This is a genomic window from Pseudogulbenkiania subflava DSM 22618 (assembly GCF_900177275.1).
GTDB classification, from domain to species: Bacteria; Pseudomonadota; Gammaproteobacteria; order Burkholderiales; family Chromobacteriaceae; genus Pseudogulbenkiania; species Pseudogulbenkiania subflava.
Map to the genome: position 1 here is coordinate 64,966 of NZ_FXAG01000021.1, position 20,218 is coordinate 85,183.

Sequence of the window (20,218 nt, forward strand, 5' to 3'; positions counted from 1 at the left end):
GGCCGGATTTACCGCCCTGGCGATCGTGCGCCGATCGCCGCCCCGTTCCCTACAGGCCATTCAGCCCTGGGACCAGGTAAGCCAGTTAGGAAGAGTCTGATGAAGATCACCGGTTCCACCCGCGTGTATTTCGTGATCGCCGATCCGATCGACCAGGTCCGCGCGCCTGAACTGTTCAACCTGGTATTCCGCCGGTACGGCGTCGACGCCGTGGTGGTGCCGTTGAACGTCAAGGCGGAAGACTTCGACGCCACGCTCAGGACGGTGTTCAAGGCGCCCAATGTGGACGGCGTGTTCCTGTCGATTCCGCACAAACCGGCGGCGCTGACGGTAGCCGACCGCTGCTCCCGGCTGGCGCAGGTGGCCGGGGCGGTCAACGCGGTACGCCGCGCTCCGGACGGCGCGCTGGAGGGCGACCTGTTCGACGGACTGGGCTTCGTCAAGGCACTGGAACGCGCCGACATCGCCTACACCGGCAAGCGCGTGCTGCTGATTGGTGCCGGTGGCGCCGCCTCGGCGATTGCCGCCGCGCTGGCGTCGTGCGGCAGCGCCGAGATCGCGGTCTTCGATCCGGCCGGCGACAAGGCCGTGCAACTGGCGGCGCGCATCGCCGAGGCCTTCCCGGTCGAGACCCGTGCCGCCGCCAGCAACGACCCGGCCGGCTACGATCTCGTCGTCAACGCCTCGCCGCTCGGCATGAAGCAGGGCGATCCGGTGCCGTTCGACGTGACGCGGCTCGACGCCGGCGCCGCCGTGTTCGACGTGCTGATGAAGAACCAGCCGACCCCGCTGGTGCGCTCGGCACGCGCCCGCGCGCTCAAGGCCGAGCCCGGCTTCGAGATGCTGATCCAGCAGGCGCCGCTGTACCTGCGCTTTTTCGGCCTGGAGGCCGCGGCGGCTGGCATCGAGCACGACGCCTCCGCGCTCAGGGACATGATTTACCCCAAAGAATTGCTCGACACCCTGCAGGCGTCCTGACGGACGCGCAAAGACAGGGAGAGCCCGTCGCGCAAGCACCGCTTGCGTCACTTTTGATGTAATGGAGGAGATAAACCGTGACTGTATCCACTGCAATCGACGTTCGCGCGTTGATCAATGACCGCGCCATCGGGCTGTGCCAGAAACTGGTGGTGTTGCTCGGCTTTTGCATCATCGCGCTCGATGGTTTCGACGTCGCGATCATGGGCTTCATCGCGCCCCAACTGAAGCAGGAATGGGGGGTGACCAACCAGATGCTGGGGCCGGTGCTCAGCGCCGCCCTGGCCGGTCTTGCCATCGGCGCCCTGGTCGCCGGCCCGCTGGCGGACCGCTTCGGCCGCAAGGTGGTGCTGGTGTGCAGCGTGTTCTTCTTCGGTGTCTGGACGCTGGCGACGGCAGCGTCGACCGACATCACGCACCTGATCGTGTTCCGCTTCCTGACCGGCCTGGGCTTGGGCGCGGCGATGCCGAACGTTGGCACGCTGGTGTCGGAGTACGCCCCGGACCGCAGCCGTTCCTTCCTGGTGACGGTGGTGTTCTGCGGCTTCACCGTCGGCGCAGCCGGCGGCGGCTTCCTGGCAGCCTGGATGATTCCCAACTTCGGCTGGGCCAGCGTGCTGGTGCTGGGCGGCGTGCTGCCGCTGCTCGTGGCGCCGATCCTGTTCTTCAAGCTGCCGGAATCGGTTCGCTTCCTGGTCACCAAGCAGGCTCCGGCCGAGCAGATCCGCAAGGTTGTCGACCGGCTCGCCCCGGGCGTGGTCAACGAGCACTCCACCTTCGTGATGTCGAGCGCCCCGGTGGCGGTACCGAACGAAAGCCCGATCAAGATCGTGCTGTCCAAGCAGTACAAGTTCGGCAGCCTGATGCTGTGGCTCGGCTACTTCTCGGCGCTGTTCCTGGTGTACCTGATGGGCAGCTGGATGCCGACCCTGGTAAAAGAATCCGGCTACAGCGTCAGCGACGCCGCCGTGGTGACGGCGTTCTTCCAGCTGGGCGGCCCGTTGGGGTCGCTGTTCCTCGGCTGGTGCATGGACCGCACCAACCCGCACAAGCTGCTGGCGTTGGCCTACCTGTTCGGCGGGGCGATGCTCTACCTGCTGGGCCTGGTAGCAAGCCACTTCGCCCTGGTGGTGCTGCTTTCCTTCGTGATCGGCTTCTGTTTCAACGGCGCCAATACCGGCATGAACGCGTTGTCGGCCAGCTTTTTCCCGGTCGAGGCGCGTGCCACCGGTTCGAGCTGGATGCACGGCATCGGCCGCTGGGGTGCGGTGCTGAGCGCCTTTGGCGGGGCGCAGATGCTGGCCTGGGGGTGGTCGTTTGCGCAGGTGTTCGGCGCGCTGTCGGTGCCGGCCGCGCTCACCGCGCTGGCGATTCTGGCCAAAGGCATGCACGGCGCGCGCCAGCGCCAGGCGGCGGCACGTGACGTCGCGCTCTATGCCGGCAAGTGATGACTCTTGTACCGGGCACGCGGCAGCGATCCGCCGCGGCGTTCCGGTCGGAACCGATGATTTGAACTCCTTGTGACCCGGGGACTTGGGCGGACGTGTGAACGTTCGCCTTTTTTTGCCTGTCCTCGATCGCGATAAACTACGCTGCTCGCGCGCCTCCCCGCATCGTCTTGTTGCGGATAGGGTTCCGGGTGTTTGCAACGCCTTCCTCTTGTTTTAACCCGTTATCGGATTTCAGCCGATGTCAGACAATGCTTCCGCAACCTCCGCGCCGCCAGCGGCCTCCGCCACCACGGGCTCTGCCGCCGGGCCGATCATCGCCATCGTGTTCTTCAACTTCGTGGCCTACCTCGCGGTCGGCCTGCCGATGGCGGTGGTGCCGGGCTACGTGCACGGCCCGCTGGGCTACGGCGAGGTGGTGGCGGGCTTCGCCGTCAGCATCCAGTACCTGGCCACCTTGTTGAGCCGGGCCTATGCGGGCCGGCTGTGCGACAACCACGGGCCCAAGCGCTCGGTTCTGTCGGGCATGGCGCTGTGCTGCGCCAGCGGGATCTGCCTCTGGATTGCCGGGCTGTCGGGCCTGGCGCCGGCGGGCAGCCTGGCCAGCCTGATCGTGGGGCGTCTGCTGTTGGGGACCGGGGAGAGCCTCGTCACCACCGGCACCATTACCTGGGGAATTGCCCGGGCCGGCAGCGCCCATACCGGCAAAGTCATTTCCTGGAACGGCATGACCAGTTACGGCGGCATGGCCCTCGGTGCGCCCTTGGGCGTGTTGCTCGCCGAGCACTGGGGCTTTGGCGCGCTGGGCCTCACCACTGTGGCAATGACACTGGCCTCGTGGTTCCTGGCGCGGCGCAAGCCGGCGGTGGCGCCATCCGGCGGCGAGCGGCTGCCGTTCAGCCAGGTGTTCCGGCGCATGGTGCCGTTCGGGCTGTGCCTGGCGCTGGGCTCGGTCGGGTTCGGTGCCATTTCCACCTTCGTCACCTTGTTCTTTGCCAGCCGGCACTGGCCGGATGCGGCGCTGGCGCTCACCCTGCTGGGCGCCTTCTTCATCGCGGCGCGCCTGCTGTTTGCCGGCAGCATCAACCGTTTTGGCGGTTTCCCGGTGGCGCTGGTGTCGTTTATCGTGGAAGCCTCCGGTTTGCTGCTGCTGTGGCTGGCTGCCGCACCCTGGCAGGCTTTTGCCGGCGCGGCACTCACGGGGTTCGGCTTTGCGCTGGTGTTTCCGTCGCTGGGCATGGAGGCCGTACGCCGGGTGCCGAGCGGCAATCGCGGTGCGGCCCTGGGGGCTTATGCGCTGTTTCTCGATCTGGCGCTCGGCCTGACCGGGCCGCTGGCCGGCGTCGTGGCGAATCGGCTGGGGTATGCCTCGGTGTTTCTGCTGGCTGCGCTGGCCGTCGCGTTGGCGGCCATGCTCAGCAGTGTGCTGCACAGCATGGCGGGGAAGGGGGCCGCAGCTTCGGCCGCGTGAGTGCTGACCCGGCCCGGCGGCCGGTTCGAGCGGCATGGAGCGCTTGCTGTGTGGTCGTGCCGGGAAGCGGGTTGGGTCGGTGTGTCCGAACCCCAGATTATGGCGTGGAGGCCGACAAGGGGTTAGTGGGCACGTGGGGTGATTCCTTTTCCGAACTGTTGTTCTTTCTCGCCTTGACGTATGGCCTGGCGGCCGAACCGGTGCCGGCGCTGGAGCGGATGGCGGCGCTGGTCGAGGAGACCGGGCAGCGCCATGGGGTGGAAGCGCCGCTGACCATGACGGTGTGCGCGACCGACGGGCAGCAACTGGTCGCCGTGCGCTATTCCAGCGAGACTCAGTCGCGCTCGCTGTTTCACAGCACGTCGTTTCACCACCTGCACGAACTGTATCCGGACGACCCGCGTATCACGGCGGCCGGCGACGATGCCTTCCTCGTGCTGTCCGAACCGCTTGTCGACCTGCTCGAGGTGTGGGAGAAAGTGCCGGAGCAAACCGCCATTGTGGCGCATGCCGGCACCATCATGCAGCACCGCTTCAATCCTCATCTGCCCTGAGGCGCTAGGGTCGCCTGGATGATTTCCATTCTGCGTCGACGATAGCGGAACGGTCGGTGTGTGGCTTTGCTGGGGCGTTCGGGGCCGACAGGGAGGGGGGCTCACAAATGACAGCTGCCAGGGCGCAGGCTGGATGCGTTGAACTACTACCTGCCTTTTGGCCCTATGCGCGAGACGCCGAGAGCCGCTGAATGAGTGAATCCATGTATTGCACAAAGAGTGCGTCCGGGTTCTGTTTGAACAGGCGAATACGCCCCGTGTTGTTTAGCACGAGAATGCCCACGATGTGCGCAAACACAGCTGTGGTCTCGATGAGCGCCTGATCGGTGGCGAGGCCCGATGCTTCCAGTTGGCGCTGGACAGGTCGCAAGGCAGTCATCAACTGTTCGTTCAGTTGCTGGTTGAGTTCAGGCGTCAGCCCCCTGGGCTTCATGCCATCGAAAAGGTAGAACCCCAGGTCCAGTTCTTTGGGGTTGTCCCGATAGAACACGTAGAAGGCTTCGGCCTTGGCGCGGAGCAGGTCGGTCGCCTTGGCGAACTGTGTCTTGCCTCGGGTGCCAACATTGGCACCCTCCACAACTTGATTCAGACGCTGCAAGGACTCGCCAAGCAGGGCGCCGTAGATTTCTTCCAGGTTGGCAAAGTAGCTGTAAATTGCCCCTGGCGTATACCCGGCCCGCTTGGCGATTTCCCGGAGGCTTGCCCCATCCAGTCCCAGCTCGGAAAACGCCGTACGGGCTGCATCCAATATGAGGGTTCGTCGCGTCTGATTAAGCGCATTTTCCCGGGCCACCCGTGACTCGGCGGTGGCGGCAACTCTGCGAGAGCTAACTTCTTGACTTGCAGTTGACTTGGCCATGATCCGGATTCTACACTGCTCTCATAAATTGAACGGTGTTCAATTTAATAAATGCAGTGTATTTTTGACGGCGATGCCGGCAACGGGCACCCGTAGGTTTGATGGGGAGCATGGGTTTCGGCAATCCCGAAGAAAGGGCATGCCAACCGTCTTATGGATGGGAATGAGCCGGTCCCTGTTGCGTCTGCTTGGCATTAATGCCCTGGCTGTCATCTATCCTCCCCAAAGCAAAATCAGGTTTCAGGAGTGAATCCATGCCTGCAACGAAAGAAGAAGTTGCCGCATTCATGGCAGCGGAATTTCCGCAAAGCAAGTGTGTAGTAGAAGCTGTTGGCGATGATGGGGCCACGGTTTCGCATCACATTGGCCCAGGTGAGTTGCGCCCCGGCGGAACGGTTTCGGGCCCTGTGCTCATGGGGGTGGCGGATGTGGCGCTGTACGTGGCCATCCTCGGCAAAATCGGCATCGTGCCGCTGGCTGTGACTACCAGTCTCACCATCAACTTTCTGCGCAAGCCATCTGCCGATGCCCACATCATTGCCGATTGCAAGCTTATGAAAGTCGGCCGTACGTTGGCTGTCGGTGAGGTTTCGCTGTACTCGAAGGGTTCAAGTGAGCCGGTGGCACACGTTGTTGGAACGTATTCCATTCCGCCTAAGCGCGATAGCCAAGACTTTCCCGCCAGTTGACACTCCCACGCTGAACTGCGAACCTTCCCGCTTCAATTTATTTGCCATTGCCCGCTATGAAAATCACCCAAAACACCGCCGTCACTCTGCGAATGAAAGTCACAGACAGCCAGGGTCTGGTTTACGACGATGGCAAGAACCCCGTCTCCTACCTGCATGGCGATTACGACAATCTCTTCCCCAAACTGGAAGCCGCACTTGAAGGTCAGGAAGCAGGCTTCCAAACCACGCTGGAGCTCGCTACCGAAGACACCTTCGGCGAACGCGACGAAGCCCTGGTCACCACCATGCCCAAGGCCGAATTCCCGCCCGGCATCAAGGTAGGCGGCCAGATCCAACGCCCCGGCCCGGATGGCACACTGCGCTACTATTTTGTCACCAAGATCAAAGGCCCAACCGTATTGCTGGACGGCAACCACCCGCTTTGCGGCAAAACCCTGCGCTTCGCCCTCAAAGTTGTGGACGTGCGTGAGGCAACTGCCGAGGAAATTGCCCACCAGCATGTGCATGGCGAGCACGGGCATCAGCACTGACACACCGCCGCTCCATGCAAACAAAGCCCTCCCGATCCGGGAGGGCTTTGTTTTGCCTGGCCTTCGCCTGCTGTTTGGCGTTGGTGATCTGCTCCTGATCGCCTCCCGCTCCCGGTGGATGTTCTGCATGAGGCAACAACTTCAGCACCGGCCTTCGCTCCATTATGGGCAATCTCTTTCTGTCGGCATCAGTGATGCAGCAAGGGGTACAGCAGCAGACCGATCACGGCAGCCCCGACCACGATCACCGGCTCTTGCAGCTTCTTGAAACGCCACAGCAACAGGATGGTGCCAAGCGCCAGAAGCACGGTCGGCGTATCGACCAGCGAGCGTTTGGCGATGACGATCACCGAACCTGTGATAGCCCCGACTGCGGCGGCGGTAATGCCGTTCACAAACGCCACGACCCCCGGCAACTTGCCGTACTTCTTGAAATACGGCGCGGGCAGGATGGTAAACAGATAGCACGGCAGGAAGGTGCCCAGCGCCGCCACGCACGCACCGGGAAGCCCGGCGACCAGGTAGCCGATGAAGCCCACCGTGATGACCACCGGCCCCGGCGTAATCATCGCCACAGCCACGGCATCGACGAATTGCTTGTCGTTGAGCCAGTGGTGCTCGGTCACGACGCCACCGTACAGGAATGGGACGATCGCCAGCCCCGAGCCGAAGACAAATGCGCCGGCCTTGGTGAAGAAGAGGCCGATCTGGCTCAGCAGCGACAGATCCAAGCCGGCCAGCAGGTTGCTGGCAGTTGGCATCTGGGCGGCAGCGACCGCATTCAGACTGCCTTTGCTCAGCCATTTGGGCGGCGCGCGCCAGAACCAGCCCAGCACCCCGGCAGCCACAAACAACCAGGCCATTTCCGATTCGGTCATCACCGTCACGACGAGGAGGGTCAGGTAGATGGCCCACAACAGTTTGTCCTTGCCGACGCTCTTGGTGGTCAGCTTGTGCGCGCTGATCGCAATGATGCCAATCACCGCCGCGCCCACGCCGTAAAACACCGCCTGCATCCATTGCAGCCCGCCGAATGCGCTATAGGCGGAGCCCAGCGCGACCACCATCAGGAATGACGGCAGCACGAATGCCAGACCAACCAGGGTGGCACCCAGGGTGCGGTAATGCACATAGCCGAGGTAAATGGCGGTTTGCGCGGCCAGAGGCCCGGGGGCGAGTTGGGCCAAGGCGAGACCTTCCTTGTAATCGGCCTCCGTAATCCAGCCATGGCGCTCGACCAAGTCACGGTGCATGTAGCCCACCAAGGCCACCGGGCCACCGAAGCCGAATGTGCCGAGACGCAGGAAATACAGCACCAACTGCCACAAGGTGTAGGGCGGGTTGGTGCTGGCCGGGGCGGTATTGCTTGGCGTGTTCAAATGGATCTCCTGCTGCTGAATGGTTTCCAGTGCATACCAGGGCGGTTTTATGGCTTGACCCGGCTCTGGAAGTGGGTATAGAGCGAATCCAGGACATTGCTGATGTCGACGAGTAGCAGATCATCGTCCGCTATCCGGCTGCGCGCGCCGCCCAGTACGGCTTCGAAGCCGACTCCCTCGGGCACCACGCTGCCACCGATATCGAGCGCGTGTACCAGTTCGCCGAGCCGGACCAGTGCCGGGTCGTGCTCTAGGGCAAAGCTCGCCAGCAGCACCTCGAACGTCACCCGCTCCCCGACATGGGAGAACGTCGCCCCGTCGAAATCGAAGCCCAGCGCCTCCACCGGGCAGGCGTGAATATCGGTCAGCCAGACGAAGCGGGCAGCCGGGTCGATGAAGCGGCGGATGAGCCAGGCCGAGGCGACACGATCGACCCACGGGCGGGCCCGCGTGGCCCAGAGCCGCTTTTGGTAGCCGGCCGGATTGAGACGGGGGATGTCTCCGCCAGCGGCCAGCGGTTCATCCGGCGAGTAATGGCGGGTTAGTCGCCTTTCCGCGTCGTTGCATTGGCGACGGGCCAACTCCAGCGGCTCGCCGGCAGAGAAGTCGCCAGCAAAGAAATCGATGGCCGCGATCGTTTCCAGCTCCTTGCGAAGTTGGCGCAGGCTGCGCCGGGCCTCGCTCTCCAACTCCGGTAGTTGAGCGAGCAACGCCGCCAGCGCCTCACCCCATTGCTGGTAGGCCTCGCTCCGGTCGAACAGTGCCCGCCATTCCGCTTGCAAGGCTGGATCGTCTTCCACCACCTGCAGCAGATAGGCCATCCCCTCCGCAGCCAGCAGTTCATCGCGCAGGTTGGCCAGCACCTGGCGCAATTCGGGCCGGGCAGGCAGCAGGTAGACGCCGTCGCGCAGCGCGGCGGCACCGATCGCTTTCATCTGCCGCCACAGGCGCACGCGCAGGCTGTTGTTTTGTCCGGCCACGCTGGTGACCAAAACGAGCCAGTTGGTCTGATCCATTTCACCTCCTTTGAAATGGATATTACACCATTTGTAATGTTAGTTATATTACATTTAGTGAAAAGCTCATTACATTCCTCATGCTTGGGCTGAGGTGCAGAAACGCGGCGGGCTACCTGAAGCACCAAGAACGCCGTAGCAGTCCGTCATTGGCTTTCTTGTCTTTTCCTATCCCCCTGGATAGGATGTGAAGCCATGAGCACACATACTTCCCACCCTGACATCATCAAGCGGCTCAAGCGGGCCGAAGGCCACCTCAAGAGCATCATTGTCATGCTCGAAGAGGGGCGCAGTTGCCTGGACATTGCCCAGCAGCTCCAGGCGGTCGAAAGCGCCGTCACCAACGCCAAGAAAACCCTGGTGCACGACCATATCGACCACTGCCTGGAACAGGCTGTGCGCGAGGGCTCGCAAGGCGCAGACGATACCCTGCGCGAGTTCAAAGAGATCACCAAATACCTGTAGGGGGCGTGAGTCCGTTTGGACTACACCAAAACAGGATGACTACCCGGCAAGCGAGAGATTGTGATGAATTGGAAAGAAGGGCTGCGCCAGACCGGCGTGCCGGCGGCGCTGGGTGCCGCGCTGTTGTTTGGCGCAGGAACACCGTTTGCCAAACTGCTATTGCACAATGTGAATCCGTGGCTGCTGGCCGGCCTGCTCTATCTTGGTTCTGGTATCGGCCTGACCCTCTACCGCCGCCTGACACGGGCTGAGCCAGTCCGCTTGCCGCGCCATGAGGCACCATGGTTTGCGGGGGCCATCGTATCGGGCGGTGTCATCGGGCCGGTTTTACTGATGTTGGGTCTGACCGGGATGCCTGCCTCTGGTGCTTCACTGCTGCTCAATGCCGAGGGCGTGTTTACTGCGTTGCTGGCCTGGTTTGCGTTCAAGGAAAACTTCGACCGCCGTATTGCATTGGGGATGGTGGCCATTGTCGCGGGGGCCCTGATCCTGAGCTGGCCGGGGGAGGCGCGCTTTGCGGGGGCGTGGCCGGCGCTGGCCATTATGGGCGCCTGCTTCGCCTGGGGTATCGACAACAATCTGACCCGCAAGGTCTCACTGACCGATGCGACATGGATTGCTTCGGTCAAAGGGCTGGCGGCGGGCTTGGTCAACCTGGTGCTGGCTTTAGTGCTGGGGGCGTCGCTGCCGCCGCTACCCAACCTCGTCGGCGCCATGGTCGTGGGCTTCTTCGCCTACGGCGTAAGCCTGGCTCTGTTCGTGGTGGCACTGCGTCACCTCGGCACTGCCCGCACCGGTGCCTATTTCTCGGTTGCGCCGTTCTTTGGTGCGGTGCTGGCATTGGCGATGGGGGAATCAATCACACTGCCGTTGCTGCTTGCCGGCGTATTGATGGCTATCGGCATCTGGCTGCACCTGACCGAACGCCATGTTCATGAGCACACGCACGAGGCGCTGGAGCATGAACACGAGCATGTTCACGATGAGCATCACCAGCACGAGCATGGCTATCCGGTTGAGCCGGGTGCTAAGCACCGTCATCGGCATAGGCACGACGTATTGACGCATTCCCACCCGCATTTCCCTGATTCACACCACAGGCACAAGCACTAAAACGATACAGGATGGGCGCTGTTACAGGCTCAGAAACCGCTTTGTCTTTTCCGCTCCCTCACTCCTCTCTGCGCTCGTCTGCCTTTGCCAGTTAACAACCTGGCCTTGCCTGGAACAATTGCTGCAATTAATGCAGCAATGAGCTGCATGGATACCGTATTGTTCAATCGTGACTAGATTCCCATAATCTGGGTCAGCATGCGGGGAAGCATGGCCTTTCTGTCTTGAGGAGACGTCGATGGTTGCTGTTGTCCGGTTTGAGCGGTGTGGAGCCCCCACTGTCTGGCACATTATTTTGCAGCCATGATGTACGACGCATTCGACAACGCGCACAGCGACGAAATCGCGGCCCTGCTTGCCGTGGCTTCCGAGGGCTCGTTCGTGGCCGCCGGTCGCCTGCTGCAGCGCCATCCGACCGTGGTGTCCAAGCGGGTGGCTGTCATGGAGGCACGGCTGGGTATCCGGCTGATAGCGCGCACCACCCGGCAAGTTCGCCTGACGGATGCCGGTATCCAACTGACACAGAAGCTGCGCGCGGCCGTCAATTTGATTGCCGAGGCGGAGCAGGAGGCATCGGCAGGTGCGGCGGAAGTGCGTGGCACCCTGCGGCTCGCCTTGCCCGCCGCCATGGGGCGGCAATGGCTGGCGCCGCTGCTGCCGGCTTTTCTGGAGGCCTATCCGCAGGTATCCATCGTGGCCGATTACAGCGAGCGCTTTGTGGACATCATCGCCGAAGGGTTCGATCTGGCCATTCGCATGGGTGAACTGCACGACAGCCGGCTCATCGCCAAAAAGCTTGGCGATCACCGCCGCATCCTGTGCGCTTCGCCGGCGTATATCGCAACCCACGGTCTGCCGGCTGATCCGCAGGCACTGGTGCAGCACAATTGCTTGCGTTTCAGTGGTTTTGCCTCCTTTCCGGAGTGGCGCCTGACCAACGGCAGGCAACAGCACGCTGTGCTGGTGTCGGGGCCGATGACCAGCAATGACAGTGAGGCCCTGCTGGCCGCGGCACGTGCCGGGACCGGTATTCTGGCCGCCGGCGAGTGGCTGATGAGCCGCGATATCGCTGCCGGCAAACTGGTGCGTGTGTTGCCGGATTGGCAACTGGATGCCCCGGGCGGCATCTATCTGGTTCGGCCTTCGGCCAGGTTTGCCGCCGCCAGTACGCTGGCGTTCAAGACCTGGATCGAAGCCAAATTCAGCACGGGGCTCCCTTGGGAAGTCGGGGAAGGCTGAGATGATGCAATTAGGAAATAACGGCCACCCATACCGCGGCGTGGCCTTGTCGGTGACGTCGTCGTGCCTGTTCGCGGGGCTGTATTACTACGCCACCTTGCTTTCTCCGCTCAGCGGCGAGCAAATCTTTGGCTGGCGCATGCTGCTTACCCTGCCTTGTGTCACCCTGTTCATGCTGGTCAGCCGAGAGTGGAAGCATGTGGTGCAGGTATTCACCCGGCTCAGACGCAGGCCGGCACTCTTCCTCGGTTTGCTATGCAGTAGTGCATTGCTGGGTACGCAACAATGGCTGTTCATGTGGGCGCCGCTGAACGGCCGCGGGCTGCAGGTGTCGCTGGGGTATTTCCTGCTGCCCTTGGTGATGCTGCTGGTAGGCCGTCTGCTCTATCGCGAGCCTCTTTCCTGGCTGCAAACGCTGGCTGGCGTGTCAGCTGCCTGCGGCGTAGCACATGAGCTCTATCGGGTTGGCGGCTTCTCGTGGGAAGCATTGCTGGTTGCACTTGGTTTTCCGCTGTACTTCATGCTGCGCCGCCGGCTGGCCACCGAACACCTCGGGGGACTCTGGTTCGACATGCTGCTGACCTTGCCCTTTGCCACCTGGGTCGTCGTGGGGCAGCACACCGGCAGTCAGCCATTTGTGCAGCACCCCAGCCTGTACCTGTTGGTGATCATACTGGCGCTGATCAGCGCCACGGCCTTCATGGCCTATATCACCGCCAGCCGGTTATTGCCGATGGGCTTGTTCGGCTTGTTGGGCTACGTCGAACCGGTGCTGATGCTGTTGGTTGCCCTGACTCTGGGTGAGCATATCCAGGCTGACGAATGGCTGACGTACTTCCCGATCTGGGCTGCCGTCGCACTGCTGGTCGTCGAAGGGGTAAAGCATGTTTTACGCGAAAGGTAGTTTGATCAGCCCCCTGCGATTGTGGCGGCAAGCTGCCCGGCCGTATGGCGTGCAGCGTAAGGCATGACCGTTTACGGATGGTGAGCGGGCGATTCCACTGAAATGTGGAGGCCGCGACGTTGGCCGAAGACCGGGCGGTGCAGGCATGTCTCCGTCGGTACATTCGTCGGGCCGCGGTACATTGTTCTGCGTGGCATCGGGGTCTCTTTGCCCGCACGTGGCCTGAGCGCAATGCCGCCAGGGGCAAGATCGACCCGCATAGTGTTACCCCTTCCCCCGAAGGATAAGGACTGCGCCGGCGACCAGAAGCGCCGCCCCCAGCAGCGAGAGGGCGCTGGGTGGCGTCTGTGCCTTGTAGGCATCCGCCAGCAGGCCGGTGCCGAGTTGGCTGGCGACCAGCACGGCAATGGTCACCGATGCCCCCACCGACTGGTAGCCTACGATCCCGGCAAAGACAAAAAACGAACCCAGCAGACCAGGCAGAACAACCCAGGGGCGGATCGCCTGGATGGTTTCACTGACGCCCGCCCAGCCGTTGCGGGCCAGCAAGGTGCCCAACAATAGCGCCAGCCCCATTGCGGAGTTGATGACCAGCGTAATGATGACTGTCGAGACGGACTCGGTCATCCGCACCATCAACAGGTTTTGCATCACCAGCGCCACCCCGGCGGCGGTCAGCAGAGGGAAAACAAGATATGCATTCATGATCTGCGCTCCTTGCCAGCCAGCCATGGCGCCGGCATCAAGATCACCAACCGGCACCGGGCATTAGCCATCCACAGGCGTATGCGGCGTATCCAGCAGCAACTGATAGAAGGCCAGATCAAGCCAGCGGCCAAACTTGAAACCCACCTCGGGCAGGGTGGCGACGTGCTTGAAGCCCAGCCGTTCATGCAGGGCAATACTGCCGGCGTTGCTGGCGTCGATGCCGCCCATCATGGCGTGCACATCGTTTTGCCGCGCGGCGGCAATCAGCGCCTTCATCACCGTGTTGCCCAGACCCTGGCCACGATAATCCTTGTGCACGTAGACGGAGTGTTCAACCGAGTACTTGAACGCCGGCCATGCGCGGAAGGTGCCGTAGCTGCCGAAGGCCAGCAACTGGCCATCGCTGCCTTCGATGCCGATGACGGGAAAACCGCCTTTTCGCTTGGTTTCAAACCAGCTCACCATGCTCTCGGCCGGGCGGGGTTTGTAGTCATATAACGCGGTCGAGTTGACGATGGCGTCATTGAAAATATCCAGGATGGCCGCCGCATGACGGTCAAAATCGCAATCAACAAGCCGGTGCTCACTCATTACTGTCTCCCTGTCGAGGATGGTGTTGCGGTCAGCGCGATGAGGTAACGCGCCGAACGTGAAGTGGGGTTGCGGAACATGATCTGTTGGCCAAGCACCATCGCCAGGCAGTCGCCAGGCTGGAGATGCCATGTCCGTCCCTCTGCCGTGATGTCCATTTCGCCATCGAGCATCCAGATCTGCTGGTGCGTGACGATGCTGCGCATCGCATTGTCAAAAGTCACCTTTTGTCCGGGCTGGAAGGTCACTTCGGCCAGCTCGATCGGTGACCCATAGCCAGGTGGTGACAACTGGCGTCGAAGGTAGCCGGACGCCGGGTCTTGCCAGACAGGCTGTTCTTCTGCACGCGATAGTGGCGAGGCCACAAGCGCTTCTGCTTCCTCGGAAAACAGCGAGGCCAGACTGACGCCCAGCGCATCGGCAAGTTTATTGAGCACCGCTGCAGTGGCACTGGTTTCTGCGCGCTCGATCAGCGAAATCATCGAGCGGCTGACGCCACTGAGCTCGGCGAGTTTCTCCAGAGAGTAAGCGCAGCTCTTTCGCAGGGAGTGGATGCGCGTGGCGAGGCGAGTGTCTAGATTCATGTTTCCAATATACAGGAATTAAAATCTATCAAACAAGAATTTATGGCGAGGCGCCAGTGCCTCCGGGTTGGAGAGGGTTGTCGCGAAGAGGGGTAGTGGTGCCACCTTGGCAAGGCAGGTTCCAGTTGTGCCCGTGGCGGATGATCCAGCTGGCAAAGCTGCTGGTGTCGTGCCAGATCAGGTTGCGGTGCTGGGCGATGTAGAGCTGTTGGGCGTGGAGATCAGACAGCGGACGTTCGTACTGATCGAATCGTAATGGTCTGTTGCGAAGGGAACGGTACAGCGCGGTCTGATAGAGGTCCGTCCACGGCAAAAGCCCCGGACCCAACCCTGCCTATCAGGTCGCTAAGGGACGTGTTGGCTTTCAATGTGCGGTTGCGTCGTGTGGAGAAGCAGCGGTCTCAAGAGCAGCTCGGTTTTGCCGCGGGGCTCGGCCGTACATTCATCAGTCAGGTCGAGCGGGCCAAGATCAATGTATCGCTCGATAACATCGAGAAGATTGCTACGTCACTCGATGTGTCGGCTTCCGATTTGTTGAAATGGCCTGCGTTGTAAGAGCGGGTCAACGAGCACGATCCCAGCGCATTCCTTTTTCCTCAAGCCTGCCGGCTAGACCATCAATTCTTCCAGAATGCTGACTATCTCTTGGTCGGCCAGAGCTGTCTTGGTAAACAATATGAGCAATGGCTGCTTCCAGTTACGAAGCAGCCATAAATGTATCTAGCAAGTGCGGGGGCTCTCGCCGCTTTCTATTGATAGTCCGAGACGTCAAGATGATTGACCGGAAATACCGGTAGCCTTGCGCATGAAACGATCAAAAGCACGGTCCGAAAGTAGGCGACGAAGGAGAATCATCGGCTTAGCACCGAAACCAACGGCATAACGCGTTTTTGGTCGACGGGCAGTTACCGCCTTGGTAATTGTGTCGGCGATCAATTCTGGCGGTGACTGACGCTTGCGGCTAGCGTCACCGATCATCGACTCGGCCATGGCGCGCGCCTGGCTGGCGTAGGAGGTGGAGCCGGAGACATCCAGCAGCTTGTCGGCGGCGATGCCTGCCCACTCGGTCTTGATGCCACCGGGTTCGATCACCACCACATCGATACCGAACGGCTGTACCTCCATCCGCAAGCAGTCGCTGATCGCTTCCAGCGCAAACTTGGTACCGTGATACCAGGCCCCCAACGGGGTATGAATCTTGCCCCCCATCGAGGTGATGTTGACGATGGTGCCAGAGCGCTGGGCACGCATATGCGGCAGCGCCAGCTGGATCAGCCGCACGGCGCCGAACACATTGACATCGAACTGGGCGCGGGCTTCATCCAGCGACACATCCTCTACCGCTCCGTAAGAGCCGTAACCCGCATTGTTGACCAAGACATCGATGCGGCCCGAGCGGCTGACTATTTCCTGGATGCCGGCTTGCATGGACGCATCGTTTGTCACGTCCATCTCCAGGGCTACGATGCCGGCATCGGCCAGCATTTGCATGCGCTCGACCCGGCGTGCGGCAGCGTAGACGGTAAAACCGAGTGACTTCAGTTTGAGGGCGGTAGTCTGGCCAATGCCGGATGAGGCGCCAGTCACGAGAGCAACTTTGGTATGCATGTTGATGGTCCTTGCGGAAGAGCTGCGATTCATGGCGGCCACACTTTTGCCCGCCTTCGATACCTGCAACTTTACGCAGCAAACACCGCGAACACTCTGGCAGTACACGCCACAAACACAGCAAAGCGCGCCAGGCATTTGCTCACGGGGCCAGTGCCAACCAAATCGTTGGTTATGCCCGCACCAGCGGCGAGCAGGTTGGCCGCAAGAAATACGGCCATGAGCCAGCGCACTGCTTTCATCACCAATGCATCCGGATGGTCACTCGTGTCCGATCCTGGCCAGCGCATCCGAAGCGAGCACGACAACACCACTGGCTCCCGGAACAGCCCTGAGCAAAGCCCGCGCGACGGATTGCGCGGTAACAGGCCGATAGGGGCCAGGTAGTACAGGCGCCAATAGCTTGGCAATCGGAATCGAGAGCTTTTCACCAATGCGGAGCGGCTGGTGCAAAGAGTCACGGTCACCCAGCAACAGCGACGGCCGGGCGATTACCAGTGCGTCAGGCGCCAATGACTGTAGCGCCACTTCCAGCTCGCCTTTTACCCGGTTGTAGAACACCCGTGAATCCGCATTGGCGCCAAGGGCGCTGACCAGCCCGATACGCTTGGCGCCAGCAACAAGTGCCGCCTTGGCTACGGCCAGGTTGGCCGCATAATCCACGGCACGGAATGCCGTCTGGCTGCCAGCCACCTTGATGGTGGCACCGAGCGCGAGATAGACCTCATCCACAGCCGGCAGTACCGGCAAGCGGCTGAAATCCACGATGTGGACATGAAGCTTGGGATGTTGGCTAGTGATGCTCCGCCGGCCCAGTACATGAACCTCGGCCACCGCCGTATTGGCAAGCAGCTCGCGGAGAATCTGGCTACCGACCAACCCGGAGGCACCAGCAAGTAGCACTTTTCGTTGTGCGGGGGATGTCATCATGGATGGCCCGTCAGTTCAGGTGCAATGCATGCCGTGCGCGATCCGGGGTCTGCCCGGTCCAGTCCTGGAAGGCACGGTAGAAGGAATTGGGGTCTTCAAAACCGAGCAGAAAGGCTATCTCGCCGCCAGACAAGGAAGTGTTGGCCAGATAGTGCTTCGCCAGGCTCTCCCGCGTACTGTTGACGAGTGCTCGAAAATTCTGGCCCTCATCCTCCAGTCGGCGCTGCAAAGTACGCTTGCTCATTGCCAAGCGGGAGGCGACCCCCTCGATGCTGGCCGAGTTACTGGGGAGCAGCTCCAATAGCAAAGCCTGAACCCGCTCCCTGGTTGTTGCTGTGGCATCAAGCTCGCTGAGCCGCCGACGTAGTTCGGGCTCGAACACTTGCCACATGCCTTCGTTGGCAGTCAGGAAAGGAAGCAGTGCATCTGCTGCGTCAAAGGTGATTTTCGGATTTGCGCCAGCCTGCACGGTCACGCCAAAGAATTGCTGATAACGCTTGGCGTAGCCAGCCGGGGGCAGCTGCGGTAGCGTAACCCCAATAGCTCGAACCGGCTCGCGGGTGGCCAAGCGCGCCAGCTGCAGAAAAAATGCGATCTCGGCTACTTGCAACGAAAACGGCACCTGGTCTTGTTCCGACAGCCAGCGAGGCGATACCGATAGCTCACCGCCCTTGCCCACATCAACCTCCAGGCTCATTGGTGCCACCAGTTGCTTGTATTTTGCCAACCGCTGGATCGCCTGCATGAGGTTTGCGCTGCACAGCGCTGCGAACAATGGCGGGTTGAACACCTCGGCGGAAACTGTCTCAACAATGCGCAAGGGGAACATGGCATCCGCGGCTTCCGCCTCCAGGCTGCGCCAGAAGCGGAAGTACTCTGCAGTCGACAACGCCTCCTGCCCTCGGGACAGCAAGTCTTCGGGTAGCCCCGCTCGACGAAGTACATGATTGGCTTGCAGGCCAAAGTCTTTCAACAAAGTCTGCCAGCCAATATCCAGGGAAAAAGTTTGCTTGCGCGACATAGTGTCTCTGTCCTGTATGTACGACAGCCGAACGCTGCACGCTCCGCCACTATAGCTGGAGGCATGGATGGCTCATATGCCATGCGCGCCACTTAACATGCATCTTGTGCCAAAGGGTTTGTGGCACTAACAACCGAAGCCAGATGCAGGTTCGAGACCAAGTAGAAGTTGATATGGCTGCGTTGGAATCACATACCGGCATATGGAATGGCGGCGTGGGATGACGGCTCAGGCCGAATAGTGGCTGTCCTTAACTAACTCAGAGTTCTCTTGGCGTCGCTGCTACGGTCACAGGGCTGGTCTCAGCACTCGCAGACAATGACTTGTGACGCCTATTTCTCCAACATCAGCCGTGCAGACGCTGCGTTGTCATCACGCCGCCACCCTCGGCAGCAGCTCAGCCAACCGCCCCAGCGCCACGTCAATAGAGCTGGCATCGATGCCGCCGTAGCCGAACAGCAGCCCTTGCTGTAAGGGCTCGCCGGCATAGAAGGCTGAAATCCCATACAGGCCGATAGACTCGTTGCGGGCGGCGGCGATCACGTCGCCTTCTTGCAGCCCCTGCTTGAGCCGGGCGATCAGGTGGATGCCGGCGGCGGGGATGATGGGGTCGAGCCATGAGCTGAGTTCGCCCTTGAGATGGGAGAGCAGGGTCTGGCGGCGTTCGGTGTAATGCTTGTGCATGCGCCGCAGGTGTTTGGCGAAGTCTCCGTTCAGCATGAAGCTTGCCAGTGCGGTCTGGGTCAGGGTGCAGCCGTGCCAGTCGCCGATCTGCTTGGCCTTGAGCAGTGCCGCCAGCAGCGAGGAGGGCGGTACGACATAGCCCACGCGCAGGTCGGGGAAGATGGTTTTGGAGAAGGTGCCGACGTAGGCCACCAGGCCGGCGCGGTCGAGGCTCTTGAGGGGTTCCATCGGCCGCCCTTCGAAACGGTACTCGCCGTCGTAATCGTCCTCGATGATGACCGCGCCGTAGCGTTGCGCCCATTCCAGCAGCGCGATGCGGCGCTCCAGGCTCATCGGCATGCCGAGCGGGAACTGATGCGAGGGCGTGACGTAGACCAGGCGGGCGCTTTTCGGCAGTTTCTCGACGATGATCCCCTCCGCATCGACCGGCACCGGCACCACCTTGCCCCCTTGCGCCGTAAAGCAGGCGCGGGCAGGGGGATAGCCGGGGTCTTCCACCGCCACCACGTCGCCCGGTTCAAGTACCGCGCGCGCCATCAGGTCCAGCGCCTGCTGTGCGCCCTGGGTGACGATGACCTCCTGCCAGGAGCTGGTGACGGCACGGTTGAAGGCGAGGTAGCGCGATATGGCGAGGCGCAGTTCCTGTTCGCCGGCCGGGTCGCGGTAGGCGCCGCGCTCCCGCGCCTGTATGCGCAGGGCGTGGTTGATGCAGCGCCGCCAGGTGTCGAAGGGGAACGGCGTCTTGTCGATGACGCCGCCCATGAAGTCGAAGGGCAGGGTGGTGCCGGGCCTGGGCAGGGCCAGTCCGGCGGGAAGCCGGTCCCACAGCGGGGCGGCGGTGGCGCGCGTGGTGGTTTGTTGTGGTGGCTGAGGTGGCAGGCGCATCAGGCTCTCGGCGATGTAGGTGCCGTCGCCGGGGCGGGTGTGGAGGAAGCCTTCTGAGCCCAGCCGTTCGAACACGTCGAGCGTGGTCTTGCGCGATACGCCGAGCTGCGCTGCCAGGTCGCGCGTCGAGGGCAGGCGTTCGCCGGCGGCGAGACGGCCGGCGAGGATGGCCTCGCGCAGTTGCCGGTAGATCTGCCCGGCCAGGTCATGGCTGCCTTGAATGGTTACCTGGATGTCCATCGCACTGGTTACCTCAAATTTCCAAAAACTGGTTATTTTTACACGCCACGGTAGGGCCTAAGCTTACGCCCATAGTCCTGATTGCAGGACGCAACGTGAACTTAACGGAGTGAGCCATGGAACAACGTCTCGATTTCTACAAAGCCAGCCCGGGGGCTCTCAAGGCGATGCTGGGCCTCGAAGAGCAGGTCAGCACGTCCGGCCTGGAAAAGTCGCTGCTCGAACTGGTGCGCCTGCGCGCCTCGCAGATCAACGGCTGCGCCTTCTGCCTCGACATGCACGTGACCGATGCGCGCAAGAACGGCGAGAGCGAGCGCCG

At 61.8% G+C, this 20,218-nt stretch carries 23 protein-coding genes; 12 read left to right on the plus strand and 11 right to left on the minus strand.

All coding sequences use genetic code 11. The features are described 5' to 3' along the window. The first annotated feature begins 99 nt into the window (after positions 1 to 99). The 4 genes from B9N72_RS16645 to B9N72_RS16660 all read left to right on the plus strand — a co-directional run bounded on the left by B9N72_RS16645 (position 100) and on the right by B9N72_RS16660 (position 4,451). Positions 100 to 978 (plus strand): shikimate dehydrogenase family protein, encoded by an 879-nt coding sequence (locus tag B9N72_RS16645; RefSeq protein ID WP_085277408.1) that lies wholly within the window; start codon positions 100 to 102, stop codon positions 976 to 978. Between the two features lie 77 nt (positions 979 to 1,055). After that, the gene (locus B9N72_RS16650) at positions 1,056 to 2,426 is read left to right on the plus strand and encodes an MFS transporter (protein WP_085277409.1); all 1,371 of its coding nucleotides are present in this window, start codon (positions 1,056 to 1,058) and stop codon (positions 2,424 to 2,426) included. Positions 2,427 to 2,667: 241 nt separating this feature from the next. Further along, entirely contained in the window at positions 2,668 to 3,897 is a 1,230-nt protein-coding gene (locus tag B9N72_RS16655; protein WP_085277410.1) for an MFS transporter, read from the plus strand. Positions 3,898 to 4,001: 104 nt separating this feature from the next. Beyond that, positions 4,002 to 4,451 (plus strand): class II glutamine amidotransferase domain-containing protein, encoded by a 450-nt coding sequence (locus B9N72_RS16660; protein ID WP_234986023.1) that lies wholly within the window; start codon positions 4,002 to 4,004, stop codon positions 4,449 to 4,451. 163 nt (positions 4,452 to 4,614) lie between these two features. On the opposite strand, the gene B9N72_RS16665 is transcribed toward B9N72_RS16660, so the two are convergent. Next, a complete protein-coding gene (locus tag B9N72_RS16665) occupies positions 4,615 to 5,310 on the minus strand; it encodes a TetR/AcrR family transcriptional regulator (RefSeq protein WP_085277411.1) in 696 nt (231 codons plus the stop codon). A gap of 254 nt (positions 5,311 to 5,564) precedes the next feature. Between B9N72_RS16665 and B9N72_RS16670 the strand changes: the two genes are divergently transcribed. Both B9N72_RS16670 and B9N72_RS16675 read left to right on the plus strand, forming a co-directional pair. After that, complete coding sequence (locus B9N72_RS16670; protein WP_085277412.1) at positions 5,565 to 5,999, plus strand: PaaI family thioesterase; 435 nt, start codon at positions 5,565 to 5,567, stop codon at positions 5,997 to 5,999. Positions 6,000 to 6,055: 56 nt separating this feature from the next. After that, positions 6,056 to 6,532: an FKBP-type peptidyl-prolyl cis-trans isomerase gene (locus B9N72_RS16675; RefSeq protein WP_085277413.1), complete on the plus strand. Its 477-nt coding sequence runs from the start codon at positions 6,056 to 6,058 to the stop codon at positions 6,530 to 6,532. 188 nt (positions 6,533 to 6,720) lie between these two features. On the opposite strand, the gene B9N72_RS16680 is transcribed toward B9N72_RS16675, so the two are convergent. Further along, entirely contained in the window at positions 6,721 to 7,911 is a 1,191-nt protein-coding gene (locus B9N72_RS16680; protein ID WP_085277414.1) for a chromate transporter, read from the minus strand. A gap of 47 nt (positions 7,912 to 7,958) precedes the next feature. Continuing rightward, positions 7,959 to 8,927 (minus strand): chromate resistance protein ChrB domain-containing protein, encoded by a 969-nt coding sequence (locus tag B9N72_RS16685; protein ID WP_085277415.1) that lies wholly within the window; start codon positions 8,925 to 8,927, stop codon positions 7,959 to 7,961. 195 nt (positions 8,928 to 9,122) lie between these two features. On the opposite strand from B9N72_RS16685, the gene B9N72_RS16690 reads away from it, so the two are divergent. From B9N72_RS16690 to rarD, 4 genes are all read left to right on the plus strand, one after another. Continuing rightward, positions 9,123 to 9,392 (plus strand): metal-sensing transcriptional repressor, encoded by a 270-nt coding sequence (locus tag B9N72_RS16690; RefSeq protein WP_085277416.1) that lies wholly within the window; start codon positions 9,123 to 9,125, stop codon positions 9,390 to 9,392. Positions 9,393 to 9,455: 63 nt separating this feature from the next. Beyond that, positions 9,456 to 10,505 carry a DMT family transporter gene (locus tag B9N72_RS16695; protein ID WP_085277417.1) on the plus strand — a complete coding sequence of 350 codons (1,050 nt, stop codon included), beginning with the start codon at positions 9,456 to 9,458 and terminating at the stop codon, positions 10,503 to 10,505. 303 nt (positions 10,506 to 10,808) lie between these two features. Next, positions 10,809 to 11,744: a LysR family transcriptional regulator gene (locus tag B9N72_RS16700; protein WP_085277418.1), complete on the plus strand. Its 936-nt coding sequence runs from the start codon at positions 10,809 to 10,811 to the stop codon at positions 11,742 to 11,744. A 46-nt stretch (positions 11,745 to 11,790) separates the two neighbouring features. Continuing rightward, positions 11,791 to 12,648 carry an EamA family transporter RarD gene (rarD, locus tag B9N72_RS16705; RefSeq protein ID WP_200811036.1) on the plus strand — a complete coding sequence of 286 codons (858 nt, stop codon included), beginning with the start codon at positions 11,791 to 11,793 and terminating at the stop codon, positions 12,646 to 12,648. 264 nt (positions 12,649 to 12,912) lie between these two features. Here the strand turns inward: rarD and B9N72_RS16710 are convergent, their stop codons facing one another. From B9N72_RS16710 to B9N72_RS16720, 3 genes are read right to left on the minus strand one after another with little or no spacing between them, the layout of a single operon-like run. Next, positions 12,913 to 13,380, minus strand: a complete 468-nt coding sequence (locus B9N72_RS16710) for a DMT family transporter (protein ID WP_234986024.1) — start codon at positions 13,378 to 13,380, stop codon at positions 12,913 to 12,915. 36 nt (positions 13,381 to 13,416) lie between these two features. Continuing rightward, positions 13,417 to 13,947, minus strand: a complete 531-nt coding sequence (locus B9N72_RS16715; protein ID WP_085277419.1) for a GNAT family N-acetyltransferase — start codon at positions 13,945 to 13,947, stop codon at positions 13,417 to 13,419. Continuing rightward, positions 13,947 to 14,531 carry a helix-turn-helix domain-containing protein gene (locus B9N72_RS16720; protein WP_085277420.1) on the minus strand — a complete coding sequence of 195 codons (585 nt, stop codon included), beginning with the start codon at positions 14,529 to 14,531 and terminating at the stop codon, positions 13,947 to 13,949. The genes B9N72_RS16715 and B9N72_RS16720 overlap by 1 nt, the downstream gene beginning before the upstream one ends. Positions 14,532 to 14,888: 357 nt before the next feature. On the opposite strand from B9N72_RS16720, the gene B9N72_RS16725 reads away from it, so the two are divergent. Then, positions 14,889 to 15,086, plus strand: a complete 198-nt coding sequence (locus tag B9N72_RS16725; RefSeq protein WP_200811038.1) for a helix-turn-helix domain-containing protein — start codon at positions 14,889 to 14,891, stop codon at positions 15,084 to 15,086. A 213-nt stretch (positions 15,087 to 15,299) separates the two neighbouring features. Here the strand turns inward: B9N72_RS16725 and B9N72_RS16730 are convergent, their stop codons facing one another. The 5 genes from B9N72_RS16730 to pdxR all read right to left on the minus strand — a co-directional run bounded on the left by B9N72_RS16730 (position 15,300) and on the right by pdxR (position 19,899). Continuing rightward, a complete protein-coding gene (locus tag B9N72_RS16730) occupies positions 15,300 to 16,139 on the minus strand; it encodes an oxidoreductase (protein ID WP_085277422.1) in 840 nt (279 codons plus the stop codon). 71 nt (positions 16,140 to 16,210) lie between these two features. Then, a complete protein-coding gene (locus B9N72_RS21115) occupies positions 16,211 to 16,381 on the minus strand; it encodes a hypothetical protein (protein WP_159453050.1) in 171 nt (56 codons plus the stop codon). 19 nt (positions 16,382 to 16,400) lie between these two features. Then, positions 16,401 to 17,069, minus strand: a complete 669-nt coding sequence (locus tag B9N72_RS16735) for an NAD-dependent epimerase/dehydratase family protein (RefSeq protein ID WP_085277423.1) — start codon at positions 17,067 to 17,069, stop codon at positions 16,401 to 16,403. A 10-nt stretch (positions 17,070 to 17,079) separates the two neighbouring features. Then, positions 17,080 to 18,090 (minus strand): AraC family transcriptional regulator, encoded by a 1,011-nt coding sequence (locus B9N72_RS16740; RefSeq protein WP_085277424.1) that lies wholly within the window; start codon positions 18,088 to 18,090, stop codon positions 17,080 to 17,082. Positions 18,091 to 18,462: 372 nt separating this feature from the next. Beyond that, positions 18,463 to 19,899 (minus strand): MocR-like pyridoxine biosynthesis transcription factor PdxR, encoded by a 1,437-nt coding sequence (gene pdxR / locus B9N72_RS16745; RefSeq protein WP_085277425.1) that lies wholly within the window; start codon positions 19,897 to 19,899, stop codon positions 18,463 to 18,465. A 116-nt stretch (positions 19,900 to 20,015) separates the two neighbouring features. Between pdxR and B9N72_RS16750 the strand changes: the two genes are divergently transcribed. Beyond that, a partial coding sequence (locus B9N72_RS16750; RefSeq protein ID WP_143477853.1) for a carboxymuconolactone decarboxylase family protein occupies positions 20,016 to 20,218 on the plus strand: 203 nt, incomplete at its 3' end.

Coding starts and splice junctions, on each gene's coding strand:
- B9N72_RS16700 (WP_085277418.1), top strand. CDS start 10,809: ATGATGTACGACGCATTCGACAACGCGCACAGCGACGAAATCGCGGCC.
- B9N72_RS16735 (WP_085277423.1), bottom strand. CDS start 17,069: ATGATGACATCCCCCGCACAACGAAAAGTGCTACTTGCTGGTGCCTCC.
- pdxR (WP_085277425.1), bottom strand. CDS start 19,899: ATGGACATCCAGGTAACCATTCAAGGCAGCCATGACCTGGCCGGGCAG.
- B9N72_RS16715 (WP_085277419.1), bottom strand. CDS start 13,947: ATGAGTGAGCACCGGCTTGTTGATTGCGATTTTGACCGTCATGCGGCG.
- B9N72_RS16730 (WP_085277422.1), bottom strand. CDS start 16,139: ATGCATACCAAAGTTGCTCTCGTGACTGGCGCCTCATCCGGCATTGGC.
- B9N72_RS16655 (WP_085277410.1), top strand. CDS start 2,668: ATGTCAGACAATGCTTCCGCAACCTCCGCGCCGCCAGCGGCCTCCGCC.
- B9N72_RS16720 (WP_085277420.1), bottom strand. CDS start 14,531: ATGAATCTAGACACTCGCCTCGCCACGCGCATCCACTCCCTGCGAAAG.
- B9N72_RS16645 (WP_085277408.1), top strand. CDS start 100: ATGAAGATCACCGGTTCCACCCGCGTGTATTTCGTGATCGCCGATCCG.
- B9N72_RS16710 (WP_234986024.1), bottom strand. CDS start 13,380: ATGGCTGGCTGGCAAGGAGCGCAGATCATGAATGCATATCTTGTTTTC.
- B9N72_RS16740 (WP_085277424.1), bottom strand. CDS start 18,090: ATGTCGCGCAAGCAAACTTTTTCCCTGGATATTGGCTGGCAGACTTTG.
- B9N72_RS16675 (WP_085277413.1), top strand. CDS start 6,056: ATGAAAATCACCCAAAACACCGCCGTCACTCTGCGAATGAAAGTCACA.
- B9N72_RS16685 (WP_085277415.1), bottom strand. CDS start 8,927: ATGGATCAGACCAACTGGCTCGTTTTGGTCACCAGCGTGGCCGGACAA.
- B9N72_RS16690 (WP_085277416.1), top strand. CDS start 9,123: ATGAGCACACATACTTCCCACCCTGACATCATCAAGCGGCTCAAGCGG.
- B9N72_RS16695 (WP_085277417.1), top strand. CDS start 9,456: ATGAATTGGAAAGAAGGGCTGCGCCAGACCGGCGTGCCGGCGGCGCTG.
- B9N72_RS16665 (WP_085277411.1), bottom strand. CDS start 5,310: ATGGCCAAGTCAACTGCAAGTCAAGAAGTTAGCTCTCGCAGAGTTGCC.
- B9N72_RS21115 (WP_159453050.1), bottom strand. CDS start 16,381: ATGAAAGCAGTGCGCTGGCTCATGGCCGTATTTCTTGCGGCCAACCTG.
- B9N72_RS16670 (WP_085277412.1), top strand. CDS start 5,565: ATGCCTGCAACGAAAGAAGAAGTTGCCGCATTCATGGCAGCGGAATTT.